General features: G+C 68.9%; 17 protein-coding genes. 10 read left to right on the forward strand and 7 right to left on the reverse strand.

Annotated features, from left to right (window positions below; genetic code table 11):
- Nucleotides 1-48: 48 nt before the first annotated feature.
- Entirely contained in the window at nucleotides 49-1,128 is a 1,080-nt protein-coding gene (gene rnd, locus ACM2ZB_RS00575) for a ribonuclease D (RefSeq protein ID WP_313440979.1), read from the reverse strand.
- Between the two features lie 84 nt (nucleotides 1,129-1,212).
- Between rnd and ACM2ZB_RS00580 the strand changes: the two genes are divergently transcribed.
- The gene (locus ACM2ZB_RS00580; protein WP_416057021.1) at nucleotides 1,213-3,090 is read left to right on the forward strand and encodes an SUMF1/EgtB/PvdO family nonheme iron enzyme; all 1,878 of its coding nucleotides are present in this window, start codon (nucleotides 1,213-1,215) and stop codon (nucleotides 3,088-3,090) included.
- A gap of 89 nt (nucleotides 3,091-3,179) precedes the next feature.
- On the forward strand, nucleotides 3,180-4,079 hold the full coding sequence (locus ACM2ZB_RS00585; RefSeq protein ID WP_313440975.1) for a M48 family metallopeptidase: 900 nt from the start codon (nucleotides 3,180-3,182) through the stop codon (nucleotides 4,077-4,079).
- 674 nt (nucleotides 4,080-4,753) lie between these two features.
- On the opposite strand, the gene xseA is transcribed toward ACM2ZB_RS00585, so the two are convergent.
- Complete coding sequence (gene xseA / locus ACM2ZB_RS00590; protein ID WP_416057022.1) at nucleotides 4,754-6,085, reverse strand: exodeoxyribonuclease VII large subunit; 1,332 nt, start codon at nucleotides 6,083-6,085, stop codon at nucleotides 4,754-4,756.
- Nucleotides 6,086-6,129: 44 nt separating this feature from the next.
- On the reverse strand, nucleotides 6,130-7,200 hold the full coding sequence (gene queG / locus ACM2ZB_RS00595) for a tRNA epoxyqueuosine(34) reductase QueG (protein ID WP_416057023.1): 1,071 nt from the start codon (nucleotides 7,198-7,200) through the stop codon (nucleotides 6,130-6,132).
- 23 nt (nucleotides 7,201-7,223) lie between these two features.
- Here queG and ACM2ZB_RS00600 point away from each other — a divergent pair, with 23 nt between their 5' ends.
- The 6 genes from ACM2ZB_RS00600 (at nucleotide 7,224) to ACM2ZB_RS00625 (ending at nucleotide 14,736) form a co-directional block, all read left to right on the forward strand.
- Nucleotides 7,224-8,708, forward strand: coding sequence for an NAD(P)H-hydrate dehydratase (locus ACM2ZB_RS00600; RefSeq protein WP_416057024.1), 1,485 nt, complete (start codon nucleotides 7,224-7,226; stop codon nucleotides 8,706-8,708).
- A complete protein-coding gene (tsaE, locus tag ACM2ZB_RS00605) occupies nucleotides 8,705-9,187 on the forward strand; it encodes a tRNA (adenosine(37)-N6)-threonylcarbamoyltransferase complex ATPase subunit type 1 TsaE (RefSeq protein ID WP_416057025.1) in 483 nt (160 codons plus the stop codon). The genes ACM2ZB_RS00600 and tsaE overlap by 4 nt, the downstream gene beginning before the upstream one ends.
- An 82-nt stretch (nucleotides 9,188-9,269) precedes the next feature.
- Nucleotides 9,270-10,859, forward strand: a complete 1,590-nt coding sequence (locus tag ACM2ZB_RS00610) for an N-acetylmuramoyl-L-alanine amidase (RefSeq protein WP_313443142.1) — start codon at nucleotides 9,270-9,272, stop codon at nucleotides 10,857-10,859.
- A gap of 69 nt (nucleotides 10,860-10,928) precedes the next feature.
- Nucleotides 10,929-12,836: a DNA mismatch repair endonuclease MutL gene (mutL, locus tag ACM2ZB_RS00615; protein ID WP_416057026.1), complete on the forward strand. Its 1,908-nt coding sequence runs from the start codon at nucleotides 10,929-10,931 to the stop codon at nucleotides 12,834-12,836.
- 26 nt (nucleotides 12,837-12,862) lie between these two features.
- Nucleotides 12,863-13,792, forward strand: a complete 930-nt coding sequence (locus ACM2ZB_RS00620; protein WP_416057027.1) for a DUF1684 domain-containing protein — start codon at nucleotides 12,863-12,865, stop codon at nucleotides 13,790-13,792.
- A gap of 2 nt (nucleotides 13,793-13,794) precedes the next feature.
- Nucleotides 13,795-14,736: a TraB/GumN family protein gene (locus tag ACM2ZB_RS00625; protein ID WP_416057028.1), complete on the forward strand. Its 942-nt coding sequence runs from the start codon at nucleotides 13,795-13,797 to the stop codon at nucleotides 14,734-14,736.
- Nucleotides 14,737-14,835: 99 nt separating this feature from the next.
- On the opposite strand, the gene phaR is transcribed toward ACM2ZB_RS00625, so the two are convergent.
- The 3 genes from phaR to gluQRS form a co-directional block, all read right to left on the reverse strand.
- Nucleotides 14,836-15,375, reverse strand: a complete 540-nt coding sequence (gene phaR / locus ACM2ZB_RS00630; protein WP_313443147.1) for a polyhydroxyalkanoate synthesis repressor PhaR — start codon at nucleotides 15,373-15,375, stop codon at nucleotides 14,836-14,838.
- Nucleotides 15,376-15,546: 171 nt separating this feature from the next.
- Entirely contained in the window at nucleotides 15,547-16,287 is a 741-nt protein-coding gene (phbB, locus tag ACM2ZB_RS00635; protein ID WP_313443149.1) for an acetoacetyl-CoA reductase, read from the reverse strand.
- A gap of 17 nt (nucleotides 16,288-16,304) precedes the next feature.
- Nucleotides 16,305-17,225, reverse strand: a complete 921-nt coding sequence (gene gluQRS, locus ACM2ZB_RS00640) for a tRNA glutamyl-Q(34) synthetase GluQRS (RefSeq protein WP_416057029.1) — start codon at nucleotides 17,223-17,225, stop codon at nucleotides 16,305-16,307.
- 93 nt (nucleotides 17,226-17,318) lie between these two features.
- On the opposite strand from gluQRS, the gene htpX reads away from it, so the two are divergent.
- On the forward strand, nucleotides 17,319-18,185 hold the full coding sequence (gene htpX, locus ACM2ZB_RS00645; RefSeq protein WP_200733057.1) for a protease HtpX: 867 nt from the start codon (nucleotides 17,319-17,321) through the stop codon (nucleotides 18,183-18,185).
- 381 nt (nucleotides 18,186-18,566) lie between these two features.
- Here htpX and ACM2ZB_RS00650 read toward each other — a convergent pair whose 3' ends face one another.
- Nucleotides 18,567-19,394 carry an inositol monophosphatase family protein gene (locus ACM2ZB_RS00650; protein WP_313443152.1) on the reverse strand — a complete coding sequence of 276 codons (828 nt, stop codon included), beginning with the start codon at nucleotides 19,392-19,394 and terminating at the stop codon, nucleotides 18,567-18,569.
- A gap of 120 nt (nucleotides 19,395-19,514) precedes the next feature.
- On the opposite strand from ACM2ZB_RS00650, the gene ACM2ZB_RS00655 reads away from it, so the two are divergent.
- Nucleotides 19,515-20,282 carry an RNA methyltransferase gene (locus tag ACM2ZB_RS00655; protein ID WP_416057030.1) on the forward strand — a complete coding sequence of 256 codons (768 nt, stop codon included), beginning with the start codon at nucleotides 19,515-19,517 and terminating at the stop codon, nucleotides 20,280-20,282.
- Nucleotides 20,283-20,498 lie beyond the last annotated feature (216 nt).

Here is a 20,498-nt window from a genome sequence, read left to right on the forward strand (position 1 = left end):
TTCCGTTGCAGCGGGCAGTGAGTGCCGGGGCCTGCCTGTCAGCCGGGGTCAGCGCGCCGGCAGCAGTGCCTGCAGGCGTGCTTCCAGTTCCTGCTGGCGCCAGCCGGCCAGGGCGGCCGGCCACTGGCGGCGCTCCAGGTAGCTTTCCAGGTGCTTGCGCGACGCCAGCACGCCATCGGCCAGGCCCAGTTCACGGCTGCGCTCGGCCACCGCGTCCTGCAGCTTCTTCACCAGCTGCTTGTTGGTATCGCTTGCCTGCAGGGCCAGCGGCGCTTCGGCTTCGTCATCCAGCGGCGTGGTCAGCGCCTGCCAGACCGCGCCGGTCAGCTTGCGCGGCGCCTTCGGGAACTGTTCGAACAGCTTGCCCAGCGCGGCCGCATCGGCCGGGGGCGTGCGCGCCAGGGTGGCGGCCAACTCGTTGTCCAGGATCCAGCTGCGCGGGCGGTCGCTGCTGCGGGCCTGCACATCGCGCCAGCGCAGCAGGCGCAGCAGGCGGTGCTGGGCCGGTGCATCAAGGAACTGCGCGGACCGCATGGCCAGATGCGGCCAGCGCTCCTCGTCGTTGGCCACGCTGGCCAACAGGCGCTCGCCATCGTCGTGCAGCCACTGCTGGCGGCCCAGCGCCTGCAGCTTGCCGTCAATCGCATCATGCAGCGCGAACAGGTGCTCGACATCGTCGGCGGCGTACTGCAGCTGCGACTCGGACAGCGGCCTGCGCATCCAGTCCGAACGGGTTTCACCCTTGGCCAGGGTCACGCCGGTGATTTCCTGCACCAGCTTCTGGTAGCCCATGCCGCCACCGATGCCGGCCAGCGCCGCGCCGATCTGGGTGTCGAACAGCGGGCGCGGCATCACGCCACAGGTCCACTTGAAGGCCACCAGGTCTTCGCTGGCGCTGTGCATCACCTTGGTGATGGATTCATCGGCCAGCCACGGCGCCAGTGCCTCGGGCATGCCGGGAATCAGCGGGTCGATCAGCAGGATGTCATCGCCAACGGCCATCTGCACCAGCGCCAGCTGCGGCCAGAACGTGCGTTCACGGATGAATTCGGTGTCCAGGCCGATGCGGCTCGGGCGCTGCTGGCGGTATGTGTCCAGCTCGGCGGGGGTGGTGATCCAGGTTGCCACGGGTCAGGGCCTACTACTCGGGTTTGCTCAGGCAGGGGAGAATAGCCTAACGTCGGTCCGCGTCCGTGCCGAAGGAGGCCTTGCTTGCGTTTTCCGCTGTCGTCCGTGCTGTGCATCGCCGTGGCCCTGGCCGCGGCCGGCTGCACGCCGCCGCCGTCGGCGCCCGCCAACGGGGCCGCCCCGGGGCGCGTGGCCGAGCCGGACAAGGCGCCGGCGCAGGATACGGGGCAGGGCACGGTCACCATTGCCGGTGACGATGCGGCCGAGGACATCCAGCAGTGGACGCCGCCGCGGGTGGACCGCCAGCAACGCAGCCAGGCCCAGTTGCGCCGCGCCGCCGAGCAGGCCTTCACGCGCGACCATCTGTACGAGGATGCCGACGCCGCCATTCCGCTGTGGCTGGCCGTGCAGGAAGAAGACCCGGACGACCGCCAGGCCCGTGCCGGCCTGCAGCGCGCCCGGCAGCGCCTGCTGCAGCAGGCCGATGCCCTGCTGGCGCGCCCCCTGCAGCAGCGCGAAGCGCTGGCCGAGGCCAGCCGTCAGGCCCTGGTGCTGCTGACCTTGGCGCCGAAGGACGACAAGGTGCGGGCCCTGCAGGCGCGGGTGGAGACTGCCCAGCGCGTGGTGGCCTACAATCGTGCCGGTGAGGACGACCTGCGCGCAGACCGCATCGGCGAGGATGGTGACGGTGCCATTCCCAATTTCCGTGAAGCGCTGGCGCTGGACAAGGACAACCGGCGCGCCCGGCAGGGGCTGGCCGCCGCCGAAAGCGGCCTGATCCGCCGCGCCGAGGATGCCGCGCGGGCGCGCGATTTCGCCAGCGCCGGTGCCTGGCTGGCCGAGGCCAGCAAGGTGCGTGATTCTTCCCCGACCATCGCCGATGCCTTCGAACGCATCGAGCAGATCCGTGCCGCCACCCTGGTCCAGCTGCGCGATGGCGGCCTGCAGGACCTGACCACGCCGCAGGGCCTGAAGCCGGCCCGTGAAAAGCTCGCCGAAGCCCTGCGCATCGCCCTGCCAGGGGATGCGGTGGTGGCGCAGCTGCGCGAGCGCATCGATCTGGCCACCCACTACGGCAGCTTCCGCCCGGGGCAGGTGTTCAGTGATGCGCTGCGTGACGGCGGCCGCGGCCCGCAGATGATCGTGGTGCCGCATGGCGGCTTCCAGATGGGCGCCGGCGATACCGAGCCGGGGGCGACGGATGCAGAGCGGCCCTCGCACTACGTGCGCTTCGAGCGCGGCTTCGCCATGGCGATCACCGAAGTGACCGTCAGCGATTTCGAGCGCTACGTGAAGGCCGCCAATGCGCGCCCGCGCGCGACCCGGCGTGGCCATTCGGTGGTCTACGACGAGCGTAGTGGCAACTTCATCCGCCGCAGCGGCGTGGACTGGCGTTCGGATTACGACGGCAGCCGGGCCATGGGCAACTCGCCGGTGATGCACGTGAGCGTGCGCGACGCGGAAAACTACGCGGCGTGGTTGTCCGAGCAGACCGGCCGCTCCTATCGGCTGCCCAGCGAAGCCGAGTTCGAGTACGCCATGCGCGCCGGCAACAGTGGCCGCTACCCTTGGGGCGATGCGGGCCTGCCGCCGGAGGGCAGCGGCAACTTCACCGGCAGCAAGGATGTGTCGCCGTCCGGCCGCCACTGGCACAACGCCTTCGTCGGCTACGGCGATGGCTGGTGGGGCCCGGCACCGGTGGCCAGTTTCCAGGCCAACCCCTTCGGCCTGCACGACATGGGCGGCAACCTGAGCGAATGGGTGGCCGACTGCTGGCACGCCAGCTACCGGCGTGCCCCGTCCGACGGCGTGGCCTGGTTCAACCCCGGCTGCCGTTCGCGGGTGATCCGCGGCGGCAACTGGGCCAATGCCCCAGAACAGACCCGCGCCGCCTGGCGCCAATCGCAGGATTCGGACACCACCAGCGCACGCATCGGCTTCCGCCTGGTGCGCGGCATCTGACGCCGCAGCGGTTTCACCCGGCGCAGGCAGCGGCGCACTAAGATTGCGCCGTGCCCGCCGGCCGGCGGGGTCTGCTGGAAGGCCTGTCGATGCGCAACGATCCCTTTTCCCGCTCGCCGCAGCAAGGCTCGCAGCGGCGTGGGCTGTTCGGCAATATCCGCTGGTGGGTGCTGGTGCTGGCGGCGGGCTACGCGGCGTTCTACTGGTTTTCCAACCGGACGGTCGATCCCTACACCGGCGAAAAGGTGCTGATCGACAGCAGCCTGGACGCCCGGCAGGAGAAAGCGCTGGGCCTGCAGGCGTACCAGCAGATCCTGTCGCAGGAACGGCCGTTGGACCCGAACGCGCAGATATCGCGTGACGTCCGTGCCATTGCCCAGCGCCTGATCGCCAAGGTGGATGTGGTGGAAACCGCGCTGGCGGAAGAGCACGGTCTGAAGCCGGGGCATTTTTCCCGCGATTTCGAATGGGAGGTCAACGTCATCCAGTCCGACCAGGCCAACGCATTCTGCCTGCCGGGCGGCAAGATGGCGGTATACACCGGCCTGGTGCCGGTGGCGCGCACCACTGATGCGATGGCGGTGGTGATGGGCCATGAGATCGCCCACGCCCTGCTGCGGCATGGTGCACAGCGCATGGCGCAGCAGAAGCTGACGCAGATCGGCCAGGTCGCCGGCGCGGCCAGCGGCATGGATGCGCAGCAGCAGCAGATGATGATGTCGGCGATGGGCTACGGCTACCTGCTGCCGTACGCGCGCAGCCACGAGACCCAGGCTGACGAAGTGGGGTTGATGCTGGCGGCCGCAGCGTGTTTCGACCCCCGCGAGGCGGTGCCGTTGTGGCAGCGCATGGGGCAGGCCAGTGGTGGCCAGTCGCCGCCGGAGTTTTCCTCCACCCACCCCAATCCTGGCACCCGTATCCAGAATCTGCAGGCATTGATGCCGAAGGCCCTGGAGTACCGGCAGAGGTTCTGCGAGCAGGCAAAGTAGGGGGTTGTTCGGCAGGGCTTGCAGCCCTGCACCTGCTGCAGATCTACGTCAACGTCAAAGGCGGGCATTCCGTGGGATGGCGGGGTGGGTCCGGTTGAGGGGGACGCCGTAAACCCGTCCATGGGGGCTTGGTCGCGGCATCCATGCCGCTCACACCCCCTCAACCGGACCCACCCCGCCTTCGACAATTTCCCGCGATCTGTCGGAACGGCGTCCTGCCTTGGTCGACTCAGTAGAGCCACGCCATGCGTGGATGCATTTCGATTTCAATTCGAAATACTCGATTCCGATTGAGAATCATCCACGCATGGCGTGGATCTACTGGCTGCCGGCCAACTGTCACAGGATGCTGTAACAGTGCCCCGCCTTCGACAATTTCCCGCGATCTGTCGGAACGGCGTCCTGCCTTGGTCGACACAGTAGAGCCACGCCATGCGTGGATGCATTTCGATTTCAATTCGAAATACTCGATTCCGATTGAGAATCATCCACGCATGGCGTGGATCTACTGGCTGCCGGCGCCATGGATGGCGCCTACGAGCCCCCAGGGATGGGTTTACGGCGTGTCCTGCAAGCCCACACCGCCCCGCCATCCCACGGAATGCCGCTCTTGCCTTTGACGTTGACGTAGATCTGCAGCAGGTGCAGGGCTGCAAGCCCTGCCGAACAACCCCCTACTTGACCAGCACGTCGATCACGCCGTCACCGACGCGCGCCTGCAACGCATCCCCCGCCTGCACCTGCCCGACCTGCCGTACCAGCGTGCCGTCATCCGTGCGGGTCAGGATGCTGTAACCACGTGCCACCGTCGCCAGCGGGCTCACCGCTTCCAGCGAACGCGCCAGCCCACGCAGACGCAGGGCATCACGCTGCAGCAAGCGCTGCAGCGCCGCCTGCGGGCGGCCCCCCAGCGCGGCCAGGCGGCGCCGCATCTCGTCCAGCTGGCGCTGCGGATGGTGGCCACGCAGCACGGCGGCCGCGTGGCGCAGGCGCGCGGCTCGGCGTTCCTGCTGCTGGTTGAACACCGCATGCAGACGCCGGCCCAGATCCAGTTGGCGGCGGCGCAACAGGTCCAGTCGCGCCTGCGGGCTCTGTGCGTTCAGGCGCAGCAGGGCACGATCCGTGCGCTGCATGGCCTGCTGCATCGTGTGCCGCTGCAGCTGCACCATGCGCGCGGCGGTGCGACGCAGGCGCAGGGTCAGTTCGCGCTGGTCGGGCACCAGCAGTTCGGCCGCCACCGACGGCGTCGGCGCGCGCAGGTCGGCAGCGAAATCACTCAGGCTGAAGTCGGTTTCGTGACCCACCGCCGATACCACCGGCGTGCCGCTGGCGGCAATCGCGCGGGCCAGGGCTTCATCGTTGAACGCCCACAGGTCTTCCAGCGAACCACCGCCGCGGGTCAGCAGGATCACGTCGTAGCGCCCGCTGGCATCGGCGGCCTGCAGCAGGCGGGTGATCTGCGCGGCGGCGGTGCTGCCCTGGACCAGGGTCGGCAGCAGGTCCACTTCCAGCAACGGGAAGCGGCGGGCCAGCACGCTCAGCACGTCGCGCACGGCGGCGCCGGTGGGCGAGGTGATCACCGCCAGGCGCTGCACGTGCGCGGGCATCGGCCGCTTGCGCGCCGGGTCGAACAGGCCCTCGGCCTCCAGCCGCGCCTTCAGTTCCTCGAACGCGCGGCGCAGCGCGCCTTCGCCGGCTTCCTCCATGTGGTCCAGCACCATCTGGTACTCGCCACGGGCGTCGTACAGCGTCACCTTGCCGCGCACCAGCACGCGCATGCCTTCGCGCGGCACGAACTTCAGGTACTGCGCCTTCATCCGGAACATCGCCGCACGCAGCTGGGCGCGCGCGTCCTTCAGGGTGAAATACAGGTGCCCGGAGGCGGGGCGGGCCACGCTGCCCAGTTCGGCTTCGACCCAGATGGCCGGGAAGCTGCCTTCCAGCAGGTCGCGGGCCAGGGTGTTGAGCTGGCTGGGGGTAAGGATGTCGTTGCTGCGTGGCTGCATGGGTACGGCGTGCGGCGGGTGGAACGGGCGCTCAGGATCGCACGTCAGCGGGCGCCGTGCTGGGCCAGTGCCCACTGCACGTGTTCGCGTACCACGGGCGAGGCATCGTCGATGCGCGTGTGCAGGGCGGCCAGTGCTTCGGCCGAGGCCGGTGCATTGCCCAGCGCCACGGCGATGTTGCGCAGCCAGCGTTCATGGCCGCTGCGGCGGATCGGGCTGCCTTCAGTGCGGCGCAGGAACTCGGCTTCGTCCCAGGCGAACAGCTGGTCCAGGCGCGCGGTATCGAGGTTGTTGCGTGCACGGAAATCGGCTTCGTCGGTGCGCTTGGCGAACTTGTTCCAGGGGCAGACCAGCTGGCAGTCATCACAACCATAGATGCGGTTGCCGATCAGCGGACGCATGTCTTCGGGGATGGCGCCATCGTGTTCGATGGTCAGGTAGGAAATGCAGCGCCGTGCATCCAGCCGTTGCGGGCCGATGATGGCCTGGGTCGGGCAGACATCGATGCAGCGCGTGCAGGTGCCGCAGTGGGCGGTGGCCGGCGCGTCGATCGGCAGCGGAATGTCGATGTAGATCTCGCCGATGAAGAACCAGGAGCCGCCCTGGCGGTCGATCAGGCAGGTGTGCTTGCCGATCCAGCCCAGCCCGGCGTTGCGGGCCAGGGCTCGTTCCAGCACGGGCGCCGAATCGACGAAGACGCGGTAGCCCAGCGGCGCCACTTCATCGTTGATCTGCGTGGCCAGCTTCTGCAGCCGGTTGCGCATCAGCTTGTGGTAATCGCGGCCCAGCGCGTAGCGCGCCACGTAGGCGCGGCCGGGATCGGCCAGGGTGGCCCAGGCTTCGGCGTCGTCCTTGTGGCTGTAGTCCATGCCCACCGAGATCACCCGCACGGTGCCGGGCAGCAGTTCGGCCGGGCGCGCGCGCAGCGTGCCGTGCCGGGCCATCCAGTCCATCGTGCCGTACAGGCCCTTGCCCAGCCAGTCGGCCAGGTGCGCCTCATCCTCGCCCAGCTCGATGCCGGCGATGCCGCAGCGCTGGAAACCGTGCGCACGCGCCAGTTCGCGGATGCGCTGCACGGCCTGGGCCGGGTCGAGGGGGGCAGGGGCGGGGAACATGCGCACCAGTATAAAATCTCCGCATGGCCAATCTTGCCGATCTGTTCGATTCCGCTGCCGCGCGTGCGCTTGATGCGCAGGCGTCCGCGCTGGCCGGTGATGGTGGCTGGGAGCTGATTGCCCAGGCCGGCCTGGCCGCCTGGCAGCGCCTGCTGCGGCACTGGCCGCAGGCACTGCATGTGGGTGTGGTGGTGGGTAGCGGCAACAACGGCGGTGACGGCCTGGTGCTGGCGCGGCATGCGCTGCTGGCCGGGCGCCGGCTGACGGCGCTGGCCCTGCCGGAAAAACCGCCCTCCACGCGCCTGGCGCAGCGCGCAACCTCGGATTTCAAGTCCGTGGGGGGAATCCTGGCGGAATTTGATGGGACGCTGCCTGAGGTCGACCTCTGGGTGGATGCCCTGTTCGGGCTGGGTTTTGCCCGCGCTCCCGAGGGCGCGGCACAGGCCCTGATCGAAGCGCTGAACGCACAGACCGCACCGGTGCTGGCGCTGGACGTGCCCAGCGGCGTCGATGCCGACCGTGGCGCAGTGCCTGGCGTGGCGGTGCGCGCGGCGCTCACCCTGCAGTTCATTGTGCCGCACCGCGGCCTGTACACCGGCAACGCGCTGGAACATGTGGGCGAACCTGCGCTGGCCGCGCTGCAGCTGCCCCAGGCCGCATGGCAGGGGGTTTCGGTGGCTGCCGAGCACTGGACCGGTGCGCGGCTGCCGGCCCTGCTGCCACCGCGGCGCGCCAATACCCACAAGGGCGAATCCGGCCACGTGCTGTGCGTGGGCGGCAACCACGGCAGCGGCGGCGCGATTGCGCTGGCCGGTGAAGCCAGTCTGCGCGCCGGTGCCGGCCTGCTCAGCATCGGCACCCGTGGCGACCACGTCGGGCCGCTGCTGTCGCGCCTGCCCGAAGCCATGGTGCATGGGCTGGAAGACGGTGACGTGCTGCCCGGCCTGCTGGAGCGGGCCAAGGTGATGGCAATCGGTCCAGGCCTGGGCCAGGACGACTGGGCGCGCGCGCTGTTCGCACGGGTGCTGGCCTGCGGCAAACCGCTGGTGGTCGATGCCGATGCGCTGAATCTGCTGGCGCAGGACCCACGCGCGCTGCCCGATGCCATCCTCACGCCGCACCCGGGTGAGGCCGCACGCCTGCTGGAGTGCACCACGGCCGAGATCCAGGCCGACCGCTATCGCGGCGCGCAGGCGCTGGCCGAGCGCTACCACGCCGTGGTGGTGCTGAAGGGCGCCGGCAGCATCGTCGCCGCCCCCGGCCGCGTCCCGCGCCTGATTGCCGCGGGCAACCCCGGCATGGCCGTGGGGGGCATGGGCGATCTGCTGACCGGCATCATCGCCAGCCTGCGCGCGCAGGGCCTGGCGGCCTTCGATGCCGCTGCCGCCGGTGCGCTGCTGCATGCGCTGGCCGGCGACAGCGCCGCCGCCGATGGCGCGCGCGGCCTGCTTCCTACTGATCTGCTGGTGCCCCTGCGGCGGCTGGCCAACCCGGAACCTTCCCGATGACTGAATTCTTCCTGGCCGACAGCGAAGCCACCGAACTGCTGGGCCAATGGCTGGCCGCCACCCGCCCCGCGCAGGCGCTGGTGGAACTGCGCGGTGACCTGGGCGCCGGCAAATCCACCACCGCACGTGCATTGCTGCGCGCGCTGGGCGTGCAGGGCGCCATCCGCAGCCCTACCTACACCCTGGTCGAACGCTATCCGCTGTCCAGCGGTGGCGAAGCGTGGCACCTGGACCTGTACCGCATCGGCCAGGCGGGCGAACTGGATTTCCTGGGGCTTGACGAGGGCAGTGCCGTGCTGTGGCTGGTCGAGTGGCCCGAGCGGGGGGCGGGCGCATTGCCGCCCACGGACCTGGTGGTGGCGCTGGAAATCGAAGGGCAGGGCCGCCGCGTCCGTCTCAGTGGGGCCAGCGACGTGGGCCGTGAATGGCTGCGGCGACTCCCCGATGGGGGCGACTTGCAGGCCATTTCTGTCGGCTGACGAGAACAAACACCGGCAGGTTACGGATTATTAAGGAAAAAGGTGTTGCATTCCGTTCAGCGCGGTGATTGAATCCTGAGCCATGCGCCTGGGGAACCGTCTCATCGCCATCTGTGCCGCCGTCGGACTGGGTCTGACGAGCGTCAGCGCGTGGGCGGGCGAAGTCCGCCAGGTGCTGCTGAATACGGGCTCCACAGGCACCCGTGCCGAAATTGCCCTGGTCGGCAGTGGCGGCTACAAGACCTTGTCGCTGTCCTCGCCGAACCGCCTGGTGGTCGACTTCCCGGACTCCAGTGCCATACGCAACCTGAAGATGCCGGCCGCGCAGGGCGTGGTGACGGCGGTGCGTACCGGCCAGCCGGTTCCCGGCACCTTCCGTGTCGTGTTTGACCTGGCCGAGTCGGTGGCGCCCTTCCGCCCGCAGATGCAGCGCGAAGGCAACGAATCCAAGCTGGTGATCGAATGGCCGGGTGATGGCCCGGCCACGGCTGCCAGCCATGCCGCACCCGCTGCAACCCGCGCGCCTGCCGCGCAGCCGGTTGCCAGTGCGGCGCCGGCCCAGAACCCGCCGGCACCGGTCACGGCGGCAGAGAGCGCGCAGTCGCGCGGCGATGCCGCCCGTGCCACCGCCCTGTTGACCGCCCAGGTGCAGCAGCAGGCCAGTGCCAGCGCCGCTGCACCGGTCGTACCGGCGCCGGCGCCGACCACTACCCCGGCCCAGGTGGCCGCTGCGGGCACCAGTGCCGGCAGCACGCCGCCGGCCTCGTCGCCGGCCGCCATCCTGGCGGGCCAGCCGACCCGCGCCGTGGTGTCCACGCCGCCGGCCCCGGCGCCCACGCCCGCTGCACCCACCGAGGCCCCGCGCCCGGCCATGCCCAGCGATGCCTCGCGCATCCGCATGCAGCCTGGAATGCGCCACCTGGTGGTGGCGATCGATCCCGGCCACGGCGGCCAGGACCCTGGCGCAATCGGCCCGACCGGCAAGCGCGAGAAGGATGTCACCCTGGCGGTGGCCCGCGAGCTTGCCCGCCAGGTCAATGCCACGCCGGGCCTGAAGGCCTACCTGACCCGCGACAGCGATGTCTTCATCCCGCTGCCGATGCGCGCGCAGAAGGCGCGCGCGAACAAGGCCGACATCTTCATTTCGATCCACGCCGACGCCGCCGAGAACCGCTCGGCCACCGGTTCGTCGGTGTACGTGCTGTCGACCAAGGGCGCATCCTCGCAGCGCGCGCGCTGGCTGGCGGACAAGGAAAACGCGGCCGACCTGGTCGGTGGCGTGCGCCTGCAGCAGACCGAAGGCACCCTGGCCAACGTGCTGCTGGACCTGGCGCAGAGCGGCTACATGAAGGCCTCCGAAGATGCAGCCGGCCACGTGCTGGGCGGGCTGAAGCGGATCGGCAACAACCACAAGCCGAACATCGAGCGCGCCAACTTCGCGGTGCTGCGCACCTCGGACATGCCGGCCATGCTGGTGGAAACCGCCTTCATCTCCAACCCGGACGAAGAGCGCCGCCTGATCGACCCGTCCTACCAGCGCAAGGTCGCGGGCGCGGTGCTGGACGGCGTACATACCTTCTTCAGCCGGCAGCCGCCGCCGGGCACGCTGTATGCGGCCCGCGCCCAGGCCGAGATCGACGCCGCGGCCACCATGGCCGGCGGCAGCAAATAACCCGCCGATCAGGCGGTCGGTAGCGCCGGGCCGCGCCCGGCGGACGTGTGCCTCCGTTATCATCGCTGCATGACGTCTGCTCCCCATCCGCGCCCGATCCGGCCGCTGCCGGAAATCCTGATCAACCAGATCGCCGCCGGCGAAGTGGTCGAACGCCCCGCGTCGGTGGTCAAGGAACTGGTCGAGAACGCGATCGACGCCGGCGCCAGCCGCGTCGACATCGATCTGGAAGAGGGCGGCGTGCGGCTCATCCGCATCCGCGACAACGGCAGCGGCATCGCCCCCGAACAGTTGCCGCTGGCGGTATCGCGCCACGCCACCAGCAAGATTGCCGATCTGGACGATCTCGAATCGGTGGCCACCCTCGGTTTCCGTGGCGAAGCCCTGCCGTCCATTGCTTCGGTCAGCCGCTTCACCCTGGCATCGCGCCGTGCGCATGACGAACACGGTTCGGCGCTGCAGATCGAAGGCGGCAAGATCGGTGAAGTCACCCCGCGCGCGCATGCGCCGGGCACCACGGTGGAAGTGCGCGAGTTGTTCTACAACGTGCCGGCACGCCGCAAGTTCCTGCGCGCCGAGCGCACCGAAATGGGCCATATCGAAGAGTGGCTGCGTTCGCTGGCGCTGGCCCGCCCCGATGTCGAACTGCGCGTTTCACACAACGGCAAGGCCTCGCGCCGCTACAAGCCCGGTGACCTGTATTCCGATGCGCGCCTGGCAGAGACCCTGGGCGAGGACTTCGCCAACCAGGCCGTGCGCGTGGACCACACCGGTGCCGGCCTGCGCCTGCACGGCTGGATCGCGCAGCCGCATTATTCGCGCGCCAGCGCCGACCAGCAGTACCTGTACGTCAACGGCCGTTCGGTGCGCGACCGCAGCGTTGCCCATGCAGTGAAGATGGCCTACGGCGATGTGCTGTACCACGGCCGGCAGCCGGCGTATGTGCTGTTCCTGGAACTGGATCCGACCCGGGTGGACGTGAACGTGCACCCGGCCAAGCACGAAGTGCGCTTCCGCGATTCGCGCCTGGTCCACGATTTCGTCTACCGCACCCTGAAGGATGCACTGGCCGACACCCGCGCCGGCATGTCCGCGCACGATATCGGTGCCGGGCCGATGGCGCCGGCCGATGCCGCTGCCGCAGCCCTGCCTGCCAGTGCTGGCGCGTCCGCATTCGGCCTGGTCCGCGGTGCCGCGCCGGGAGCCGGTGCAGGGGGCGGTGGCGGCGGATTCTCCGGCTGGCGGCCGCAGCAGCCGCTGGGCCTGCAGGTGGCCGACGCACCGGCCGCCTACGCCGCGCTGTATGCCGCGCCCGCTGCCGGCGAGCGCAGCAGTGCGCTGCCGCCCATGCCCAGCGAGAACGGTCTGCCGGTTACCAGCGCCGACGCCGGCGTGCCGCCGCTGGGCTACGCCATTGCCCAGCTGCATGGCATCTACATCCTGGCCGAGAACGCCGAAGGCCTGATTGTGGTCGACATGCATGCCGCCCACGAGCGCATCGGCTACGAACGCCTGAAGAATGCCCACGATGGCATCGGCCTGCAGTCGCAGCCGCTGCTGGTGCCGATCACCCTGGCCGTGGGCGAGCGCGAGGCCGACACCGCCGAGACCGAGGCGGACACGCTGGCGGCGCTCGGTTTCGAGGTGACCCGCGCCGGCCCGGGTGCGCTGCATGTGCGCAGCATTCCCGCGCTGCTGGCCAATGCCGAGCCCGAAGGCCTGCTGCGCGATGTGCTGACCGACCTGCGCGAACACGGGCAGAGCCGCCGCATTGCCACTGCCCGCGACGAACTGCTGTCGACCATGGCCTGCCATGGCGCGGTACGCGCCAACCGGCGCCTGACCGTGCCGGAAATGAACGCGCTGCTGCGCGACATGGAAATCACCGAGCGCTCCGGCCAGTGCAATCACGGCCGGCCGACCTGGGCTCGTTTTTCGCTGGCGGAAATCGACCGCTGGTTCCTGCGCGGCCGTTGAGCCGCGCAACGTTGAGGGGAGCATCGATGCGGTATCGGGGAATGATCGGCCTGCTGGCCGCGCTGTGCCTGGCGGCCTGCAGCCAAGCGCCAGCGCCGGCGGTGGCGGCCAAGGAAGATCCGGCGTTTGCCGCGCAACAGCAGCAATGGCGCGTACAGCGCTACGAAGAGCTGACCCGGCCCGATGGCTGGACGGCGCTGGTCGGCCTGCACTGGCTGCAGCACAAGTCGCACTTCATCGGCAGCGGCGCCGGCAGCGGCGTGCGCCTGGCGGTGGGGCCGGACAAGCTCGGCCTGTTGCGGCGCGAGGGTGACCAGTGGTGGTTCACCCCCGAAGCCGGTGCCGACGTCACTCTGGACGGCCAGCCAGTGCGCGGCCGCGTGCGCATGGACACCGACAAGGATCCGCAACCGACCCTGCTGGCCTTCGATGGCGGCAAGGGGCAGTTGAGCCTGATCCGCCGTGGCCCGCGCGATGCGCTGCGGGTGAAGCATGCCGACGCGCCCGCGCGGATGAACTTCGCCGGCCTGCAGTACTGGCCCGGCGGCGCGGACTGGCAGATCAAGGCCCGTTTCATCGCCCATCCGGCCGGCAAGACCCTGCCGATCGTGGACATCACCGGGTTGACCACGGAGATGCCCAATGCCGGTGCGGTCGAATTCGAGCGCGACGGACGGACCTGGCGCCTGGAAGCCATCGGCGCAGCGGGGCAGCCCCTGTTCCTGATCTTCGCCGACCGTACCAGCGGCCATGGCAGCTACCCTGCTGGCCGCTACCTGGACACCGATGCGCCGGCTGCCGACGGCAGCGTGACGCTGGATTTCAACCACGCCTACGACCCGCCCTGTGCCTTCACCGCCTATGCGACCTGCCCGCTGGCACCGCCGGAAAACCGGATGGACCTGCGCGTGGAAGCCGGCGAGAAGGCGTACCACCTGCCTGAAGGAGAAGGCTGATCATGTCGATCACATCCCTGTTGCGCGGCGCCGTGCTGCTGCTGGCCTGCACGATCCCGGCCCTGGCCGGCGCACGCGGCGCCCCGGCCGAGGCACCTGCGGCCAAGCCGCCGGTGCCGCTGCTGTGGAAGGTCACCGGCCCCGGCGATGCGCGCGTCTACCTGCTCGGCTCGTTCCATCTGCTGAAGCCTGGCGATTACCCGTTGTCGGCCGATGTCGAGCAGGCCTTCGAAGCGTCCAGGCGTGTGGTGTTCGAAGTGCCGCCGGAGGAAATGGAGTCGGCCCAGGCCGCCAGCCAGATGGTGCAGGCAGCCACGCGCCGCGACGGCAGTGAGCTCAAGCGCGACCTGGACGAGGCCACCTGGAAGCAGCTGCAGGCCTATTCCACCCGGAACGGCCTGCCGCTGGCGCAGCTGCAGGGCATGAAGACCTGGTTCGTCGCGCTGAACATCACCATCGGGCAGATGCAGAAGATGGGCCTGGATGCGAACCTGGGCCTGGATCGCCATTTCATGACCCGGGCGAAGCAGGCCGGCAAGCAGACCATCGGGCTGGAAGACATGCAGGGCCAGATCGGCCTGCTCGATGGCATGAGCCTGCCAGAGCAGCGGCAGATGATGGCCGAGGCGCTGGATCAGGCGGGAAAGGGCGACGAGCAGTCGATGATGCTGCACGAAGCCTGGCGCCGTGGCGATGACCGCCTGCTGTGGACCAAGATGGCCGTGGAGATGCGCCAGCAGTACCCGCAGCTGTACCAGCGCATCAACATCGCGCGCAACGATGCCTGGGTGCCCAAGCTGCAGCCCTACCTGCAGGACGGGCAGGGCACCACCCTGGTGGTGGTCGGCAGCCTGCACCTGCTGGGCAGCGATGGCGTGGTGGAGAAGCTGAAGGCCAAGGGCTACAAGGTCGAACGTGTCTGCAGCAAGGGTTGCAAGCGGTAGAACCACGCCACGCGTCGATGAGTGTCGATGGGTGGGGACTGGCAACAAAAAACGGCGCGCCAGGGGCGCGCCGTTTTCGTGTCGGGCAGGGGGCCCGGCTCAGCGCCGGGTCTTGCCGCCGGTACCCGTGCCGGTGCCGGTGCCCGGTTCGTTCGGCTTGCTGCCAGTACCGGTTCCCGTGCCGCCCGGGCGCGGGCCACCGAAACCGGTGCCCATGTTGCGCTGGAATTCCTGCCACAGCTCCAGGTTGCGCTCGGTCAGCTGGTTCATCATCGCCCACGGGGTCTGGCCCAGCAGGTTGCCCATCTGCTGGCGGAACTGCTGCTGCTGGTCCAGGAAGACCTGCATGCTGCGCTCCAGGTAGTTGCCCATGAAGCCCTGCAGCGAATCGCCGTAGAAGCGGATCAGCTGGCTCAGCAGCTGGGTGGACAGCATCGGTTCGCCGTCCTGTTCCTGGTCGGCGATGATCTGCAGCAGCACCGAACGGGTCAGGTCGTCGCCGCTCTTGGCGTCGCGGACCTCGAAGTCTTCGCCATCCAGGATCAGCTGGCGCACGTCCTCGATGGTGATGTAGCTGGAAATTTCGGTGTCGTAGAGACGGCGGTTCGGATACTTCTTGATGATGCGGGTCGCAGCCATGAAGCGGTCACTCGTCACAGTAGATGTGCAGCATGGCGCAGTGCACAAGCCTTGGCAACCGCCCCAGCCCCCGCCAGGCTTGGGTTTCACGGCCGATCATGTTGCGCAGCAAGGGTTTGCGTGCTGCGCAGCATGACCAACGGCAGGGGCCACCGCGGTGGCCCGCGCCGCTTACCAGCCCATGTGGTGGCCGCCGTTGATGTCCAGGTTGCTGCCGGTGATCCAGGCGGCCTCATCGGCCACCAGGAAGGACACGCCATAGGCGATTTCCTCCGGCTTGCCGAGGCGGCCGGTGGGGATGTCGGCGATGATCTTGGCGCGCACTTCCTCCGGCACCGCCATGACCATGTCGGTGGCCACGTAGCCGGGCGAGATGGTGTTGACGGTAATGCCGAAGCCGGCGTTCTCGCGTGCCAGCGAGATGGTGAAGCCGTGCATGCCGGCCTTGGCGGCCGCGTAGTTGGCCTGGCCATACTGGCCCTTCAGGCCGTTGATCGAACTGATCTGGATCACCCGGCCCCAGCCGCGGCGGCGCATGCCTTCGATGACCGGGCGGGTGACGTTGAACACCGAATTGAGGTTGGTGTTGATCACATCGTGCCACTGGTCCGCGCGCATGCGGTGGAAGGTGGTGTCGCGGGTGATGCCAGCGTTGTTGACCAGGATCTCGACCGGGCCCAGTTCGGCTTCGACCGCGCGCACCATCGCTTCGGCGCTGTCCGGTTCGGACACATCACCGGGGAAGATCGCGACGCTGTAACCGCGCTCGGCCATCGCCTGCTGCCAGGCGCGGGCCTTGCCCTCGTCGCGGTAATTGGTGGCGACCCGGTGGCCCTGGTCGGCCAGGCGTTGGCAGATGGCGGTACCGATGCCGCCGGTTCCGCCGGTGACCAGTGCGACGCGAGATGTCATGGAATGCTGTCCGGGTTTCAGGTGGGGGAAGGGGGATTCTGCAACATCGGCGCGGAAAGTGCGCCCGGCGGCAGCAGAATGTCCTGGCGTGGCAGCCGCGCCGGATCGAAGCCCCGCAACGCGGCGGCCAGCAGGGCGTGCAGATCGTCCACGCCCTCCAGCGTGGCCGGTACTTGACCCAGCAGGCGCCACAGCTGGCGCAGCACTGGAACCGGCTGGGCGCTGTCCACCGGCAGGGCAGCCAGCGATTTGGACAGCTTGTGGCCCGGCGCATCCAGCAGCAGTGGCAGGTGCCAGTAGCGCGGAACGGCCAGCCCCAGTGCCTGCTGCAGCAGGATCTGCCGGGCGGTGGAATCGAGCAGGTCGGCGCCGCGCACCACTTCGGTCACGCCCTGTGCGGCATCGTCCACCACCACGGCCAGCTGGTAGGCCCAGCAGCCATCGGCGCGGCGCAGCACGAAATCGCCCACCTCGGCATGCACGTCCTGGGTCTGCAGGCCGCGCAGGCCATCTTCGAACTGGACCACGCTGCCGGCAGGGACGCGGAAGCGGACGGCGGGGTCCGGTCGCGGTTGCCGTGCGACGCAGCGGTGGTGGATGCCGCCGCTGGCGGCCACTTCACTGCGGCTGCAATGGCAGACGAAGGCCTGGCCGCTGGCCAGCAGTACGTCCAGCGCGGCCTGGTAGGCGTCGCCGCGCGCGCTCTGCCACAGCACCTCGCCATCATGGGCCAGGCCGAATGCGGCCAGCGCCTGCAGTTGCGATTGCGCCGCGCCGGCGACCGTGCGTGGTGGGTCGACATCCTCGATGCGCAGCCGCCACAGCCCGCCGTGGTGGCGCGCAAGCAGCCAGCTGCCGAAGGCGGCGAGCAGGGAACCGGGGTGCAGCAGGCCGGTGGGCGAGGGCGCAAAGCGGCCGCAGGGAATAGGCAAGGTCATGCTGGCTGAATCGTCGGTCAGGTTGGCGCTTGAATTCAAGCTGACTGCACCGCAAATTGGCAGATATCGACCCCTTCCGAGCCGGATTTTCCCATGTTTACCCGCATAGCCCTTTTCCTGGCCACCAACCTTGCGGTGCTGATTCTTGCCGGCATCGTGATGTCCATCCTGGGCGTGGACTCCCGTTCGATGAGCGGCCTGCTGGTCATGGCCGGCATCTTCGGCTTTGGTGGTTCCTTCATCTCGCTGCTGCTGTCCAAGTGGATGGCCAAGCGTTCCACCGGCGCGGTGGTCATCACCGAACCGCGCAACCCGACCGAGCGCTGGCTGTTGGCCACCGTCGAACGCCAGGCCAAGGCGGCCGGCATCGGCATGCCGGAAGTGGCCGTGTATGACGGCCCGGAAATCAACGCCTTCGCCACCGGTGCCAACCGCAACAACGCACTGGTGGCGGTGTCCACCGGCCTGCTGCACAACATGAGCGAAGACGAGGCCGAAGCGGTGCTGGGCCACGAAATCGCCCACGTCGCCAACGGTGACATGATCACCATGGCCCTGCTGCAGGGCGTGCTGAACACCTTCGTGATCGTGCTGGCCCGCGTGGTCGGCGGCGTCATCGACAGCGCGCTGTCGGGCAACCGCGAAGGCGGCGGCCGTGGCTTTGCCTACTTCATCATCGTGTTCGTGCTGGAAATGGTGTTCGGCCTGTTCGCTACGATGATCTCGATGTGGTTCTCGCGCCACCGCGAATTCCGCGCCGATGCCGGTGGTGCCTCGCTGGCCGGCCGCCAGAAGATGATCGCCGCGCTGGAGCGCCTGCAGCTCAACCATGGCCAGAGCACGCTGCCGACCCAGATCGCCGCCTTCGGCATTGCCGGTTCGACCGCGAAGAAGCTGTTCATGAGCCACCCGCCGCTGGAAGAGCGCATCGCCGCGCTGAGGGCTTCGACCGCGGCGTAAGCGTCGCGCTTCAAACCGGAAACACGAACGCCCGGCCTTGTGCCGGGCGTTTTGTTTTTCCAGCGCGGCAGCGGTTGTCACGTTGGTTTGTAGAGCCGAGCCCACGCTCGGCTGTCTTTCGCGCTGCGCGCGTAGGTCGAGCATGGCTTGACTCTACAGACGCCCACGCCCGGCCATGTGCCGGGCGTTTTGTTTCTCCAACGCGGCAGCGGTTATCGCATAGGTTTGTAGAGCCGAGCCCACGCTCGGCTGCCTTTCGCGCTGCGCGCGCCAGTCGAGCATGGCTCGACTCTACAAGGGGCGGGCCATGCCGGGCGAGCGGCACAAACAGAAACGGCACCCTTGCGGATGCCGTTTCAGTGAACCGCGCTGCCTGGACGCTTAGAACTTCGCGTCGAACTCGGCGGCGTAGCCGGTGTTCACCAGCACCTTCTGCAGCGACTCGGCCACTTTCAGGTTGCCGGCCACGACCTGCTGGGTATCCGGGCCACGGTTATCCATGCGGGCCAGGGTGCCGCCCTTGAAGTCGCAGACCTTGCCACCGGCCTCGCGCACCAGCAGCACGCCGGCGGCGATGTCCCAGGCCTTCACGCCGGCTTCGAAGTAGGCGTCGGCGCGGCCACAGGCCACGTAGGCCAGGTCCAGCGCGGCCGAACCACTGCGGCGGATGTCCTCGGCCTGCACCAGCAGGGCGTCGACCGCCTTCAGCTGGGCGCTGGCACGGGCACGTTCGCGCGGGGCGAAACCGGTGTGGATCATGGTGCCGCCCAGGTCCTTGCGGTCGGCCACGCGGATGCGGCGGTCGTTCAGCACGGCACCGGCGCCACGGCTGGCGGTGAACAGTTCATTGCGCAGCGGGTCGAAGATGACCGCATCGGTCGGCTCGCCGTTTTCCACCAGGGCAATCGACACGCAGTAGTGCGGCACGCCGCGCAGGTAGTTGCTGGTGCCGTCCAGCGGGTCGATGACCCACATGTTGCGGTGGCCACCCTGCACGCCGCCTTCCTCGCCGAATACGCCGTATTCGGGGTAGGCGCGCTTGAGTTCCTTGACGATGACCTTCTCCGCGTCCGCATCCACTTCGCTGGCGTAGTCCATGCGGCCCTTCTGCACCACATTGAGCGCCTCGAGCTTGTTGATGTTGCGCAACAGGACGTTGCCGGCGAGGCGGGCGGCCTTGACCATGACGGTGACGGCGGGTTTCTGCATGGCGTGGGCTCCCGGAAAGGCAGATAGGGTAGGGCTGGCGGGGGAAAAGAGCGGGTCCGGCGCAGTGGCCGGCCGCACAGTTTACCATTGCTCATCGTCCAGCTCGACATTTCCCTGTTCATGTCCCAGTTTTCCGCCGCCACCCGCCTCCGATTCGTCCTGGTCGGTACCCAGCACCCCGGCAACATGGGCGCTGCCGCCCGCGCCCTGAAGACCATGGGCCTGGCCCGCATGGTCCTGGTCGCCCCCGAAAAGCCGCTGGACGAGGAGGCCTTCCGCCGCTCGGCCGGTGCCGAAGACGTGCTCGGCGACGCCCCGGTGGTGGCCTCCCTGGCCGAGGCGGTGGCCGACTGCACCCTGGTGCTGGGCTGCACCGCCCGTGCGCGCCGGGTCCAGCTGGAGGAGTTCCTGCCGTCCGACGCGGCCGCCCGCGCGGTGGCCAAGGCCGGCGAGGGCGCCGAGGTGGCCCTGGTGTTCGGCCGTGAACGCACCGGCCTGACCAACGAAGAGCTGCAGCTGTGCCACGCGGCGGTGCATATCCCGTCCGACCCGGCGTTCAGCTCGCTCAACCTGGCCGCCGCCGTGCAGGTGCTGGCCTATGAAACGCGCATGCAGCTGCTGGGCGCGCAGCCGGTGGCCGAGGTCGAAGCCGGCGCCCGCGAACCGGTCGCCAGCCACGAACAGATGGAGAGCTTCTTCGCCCAGCTGGGTGACACCCTGGACGAGATCGATTTCCACAAAGGCCGCGCACCGGAATCGGCGATGCGCAAGCTGCGCCGCCTGTTCCTGCGCAGCGAACCCAGCGAGCAGGAGGTGCGCCTGCTGCGCGGCATCCTGGCCGATGCCCAGCGCATGGCGCGATTGGCTCGCGACAGCGGAAAGAGCTGACGACGGTCTCATTTTTTCGGGTAGTCTGTCTGGATACCCTGGGGGGATGAACTTGTGTCGGCTTCATGTAAGGCAACGCAGTGGGGATTGCTGAGCCTGGTTCCCTGTCGGCGTGCCCGCGCGGCCAAGGCTGCGCCGGGCGCACAGCGGGATCGGCGGGCGCGGCATCGGGTCGACGGGTTCACGGAAACGAAAAAGGCAGGGGCGCTGCTGCAG

Source organism: Stenotrophomonas maltophilia, assembly GCF_047782825.1.
Classification (GTDB): Bacteria; Pseudomonadota; Gammaproteobacteria; order Xanthomonadales; family Xanthomonadaceae; genus Stenotrophomonas.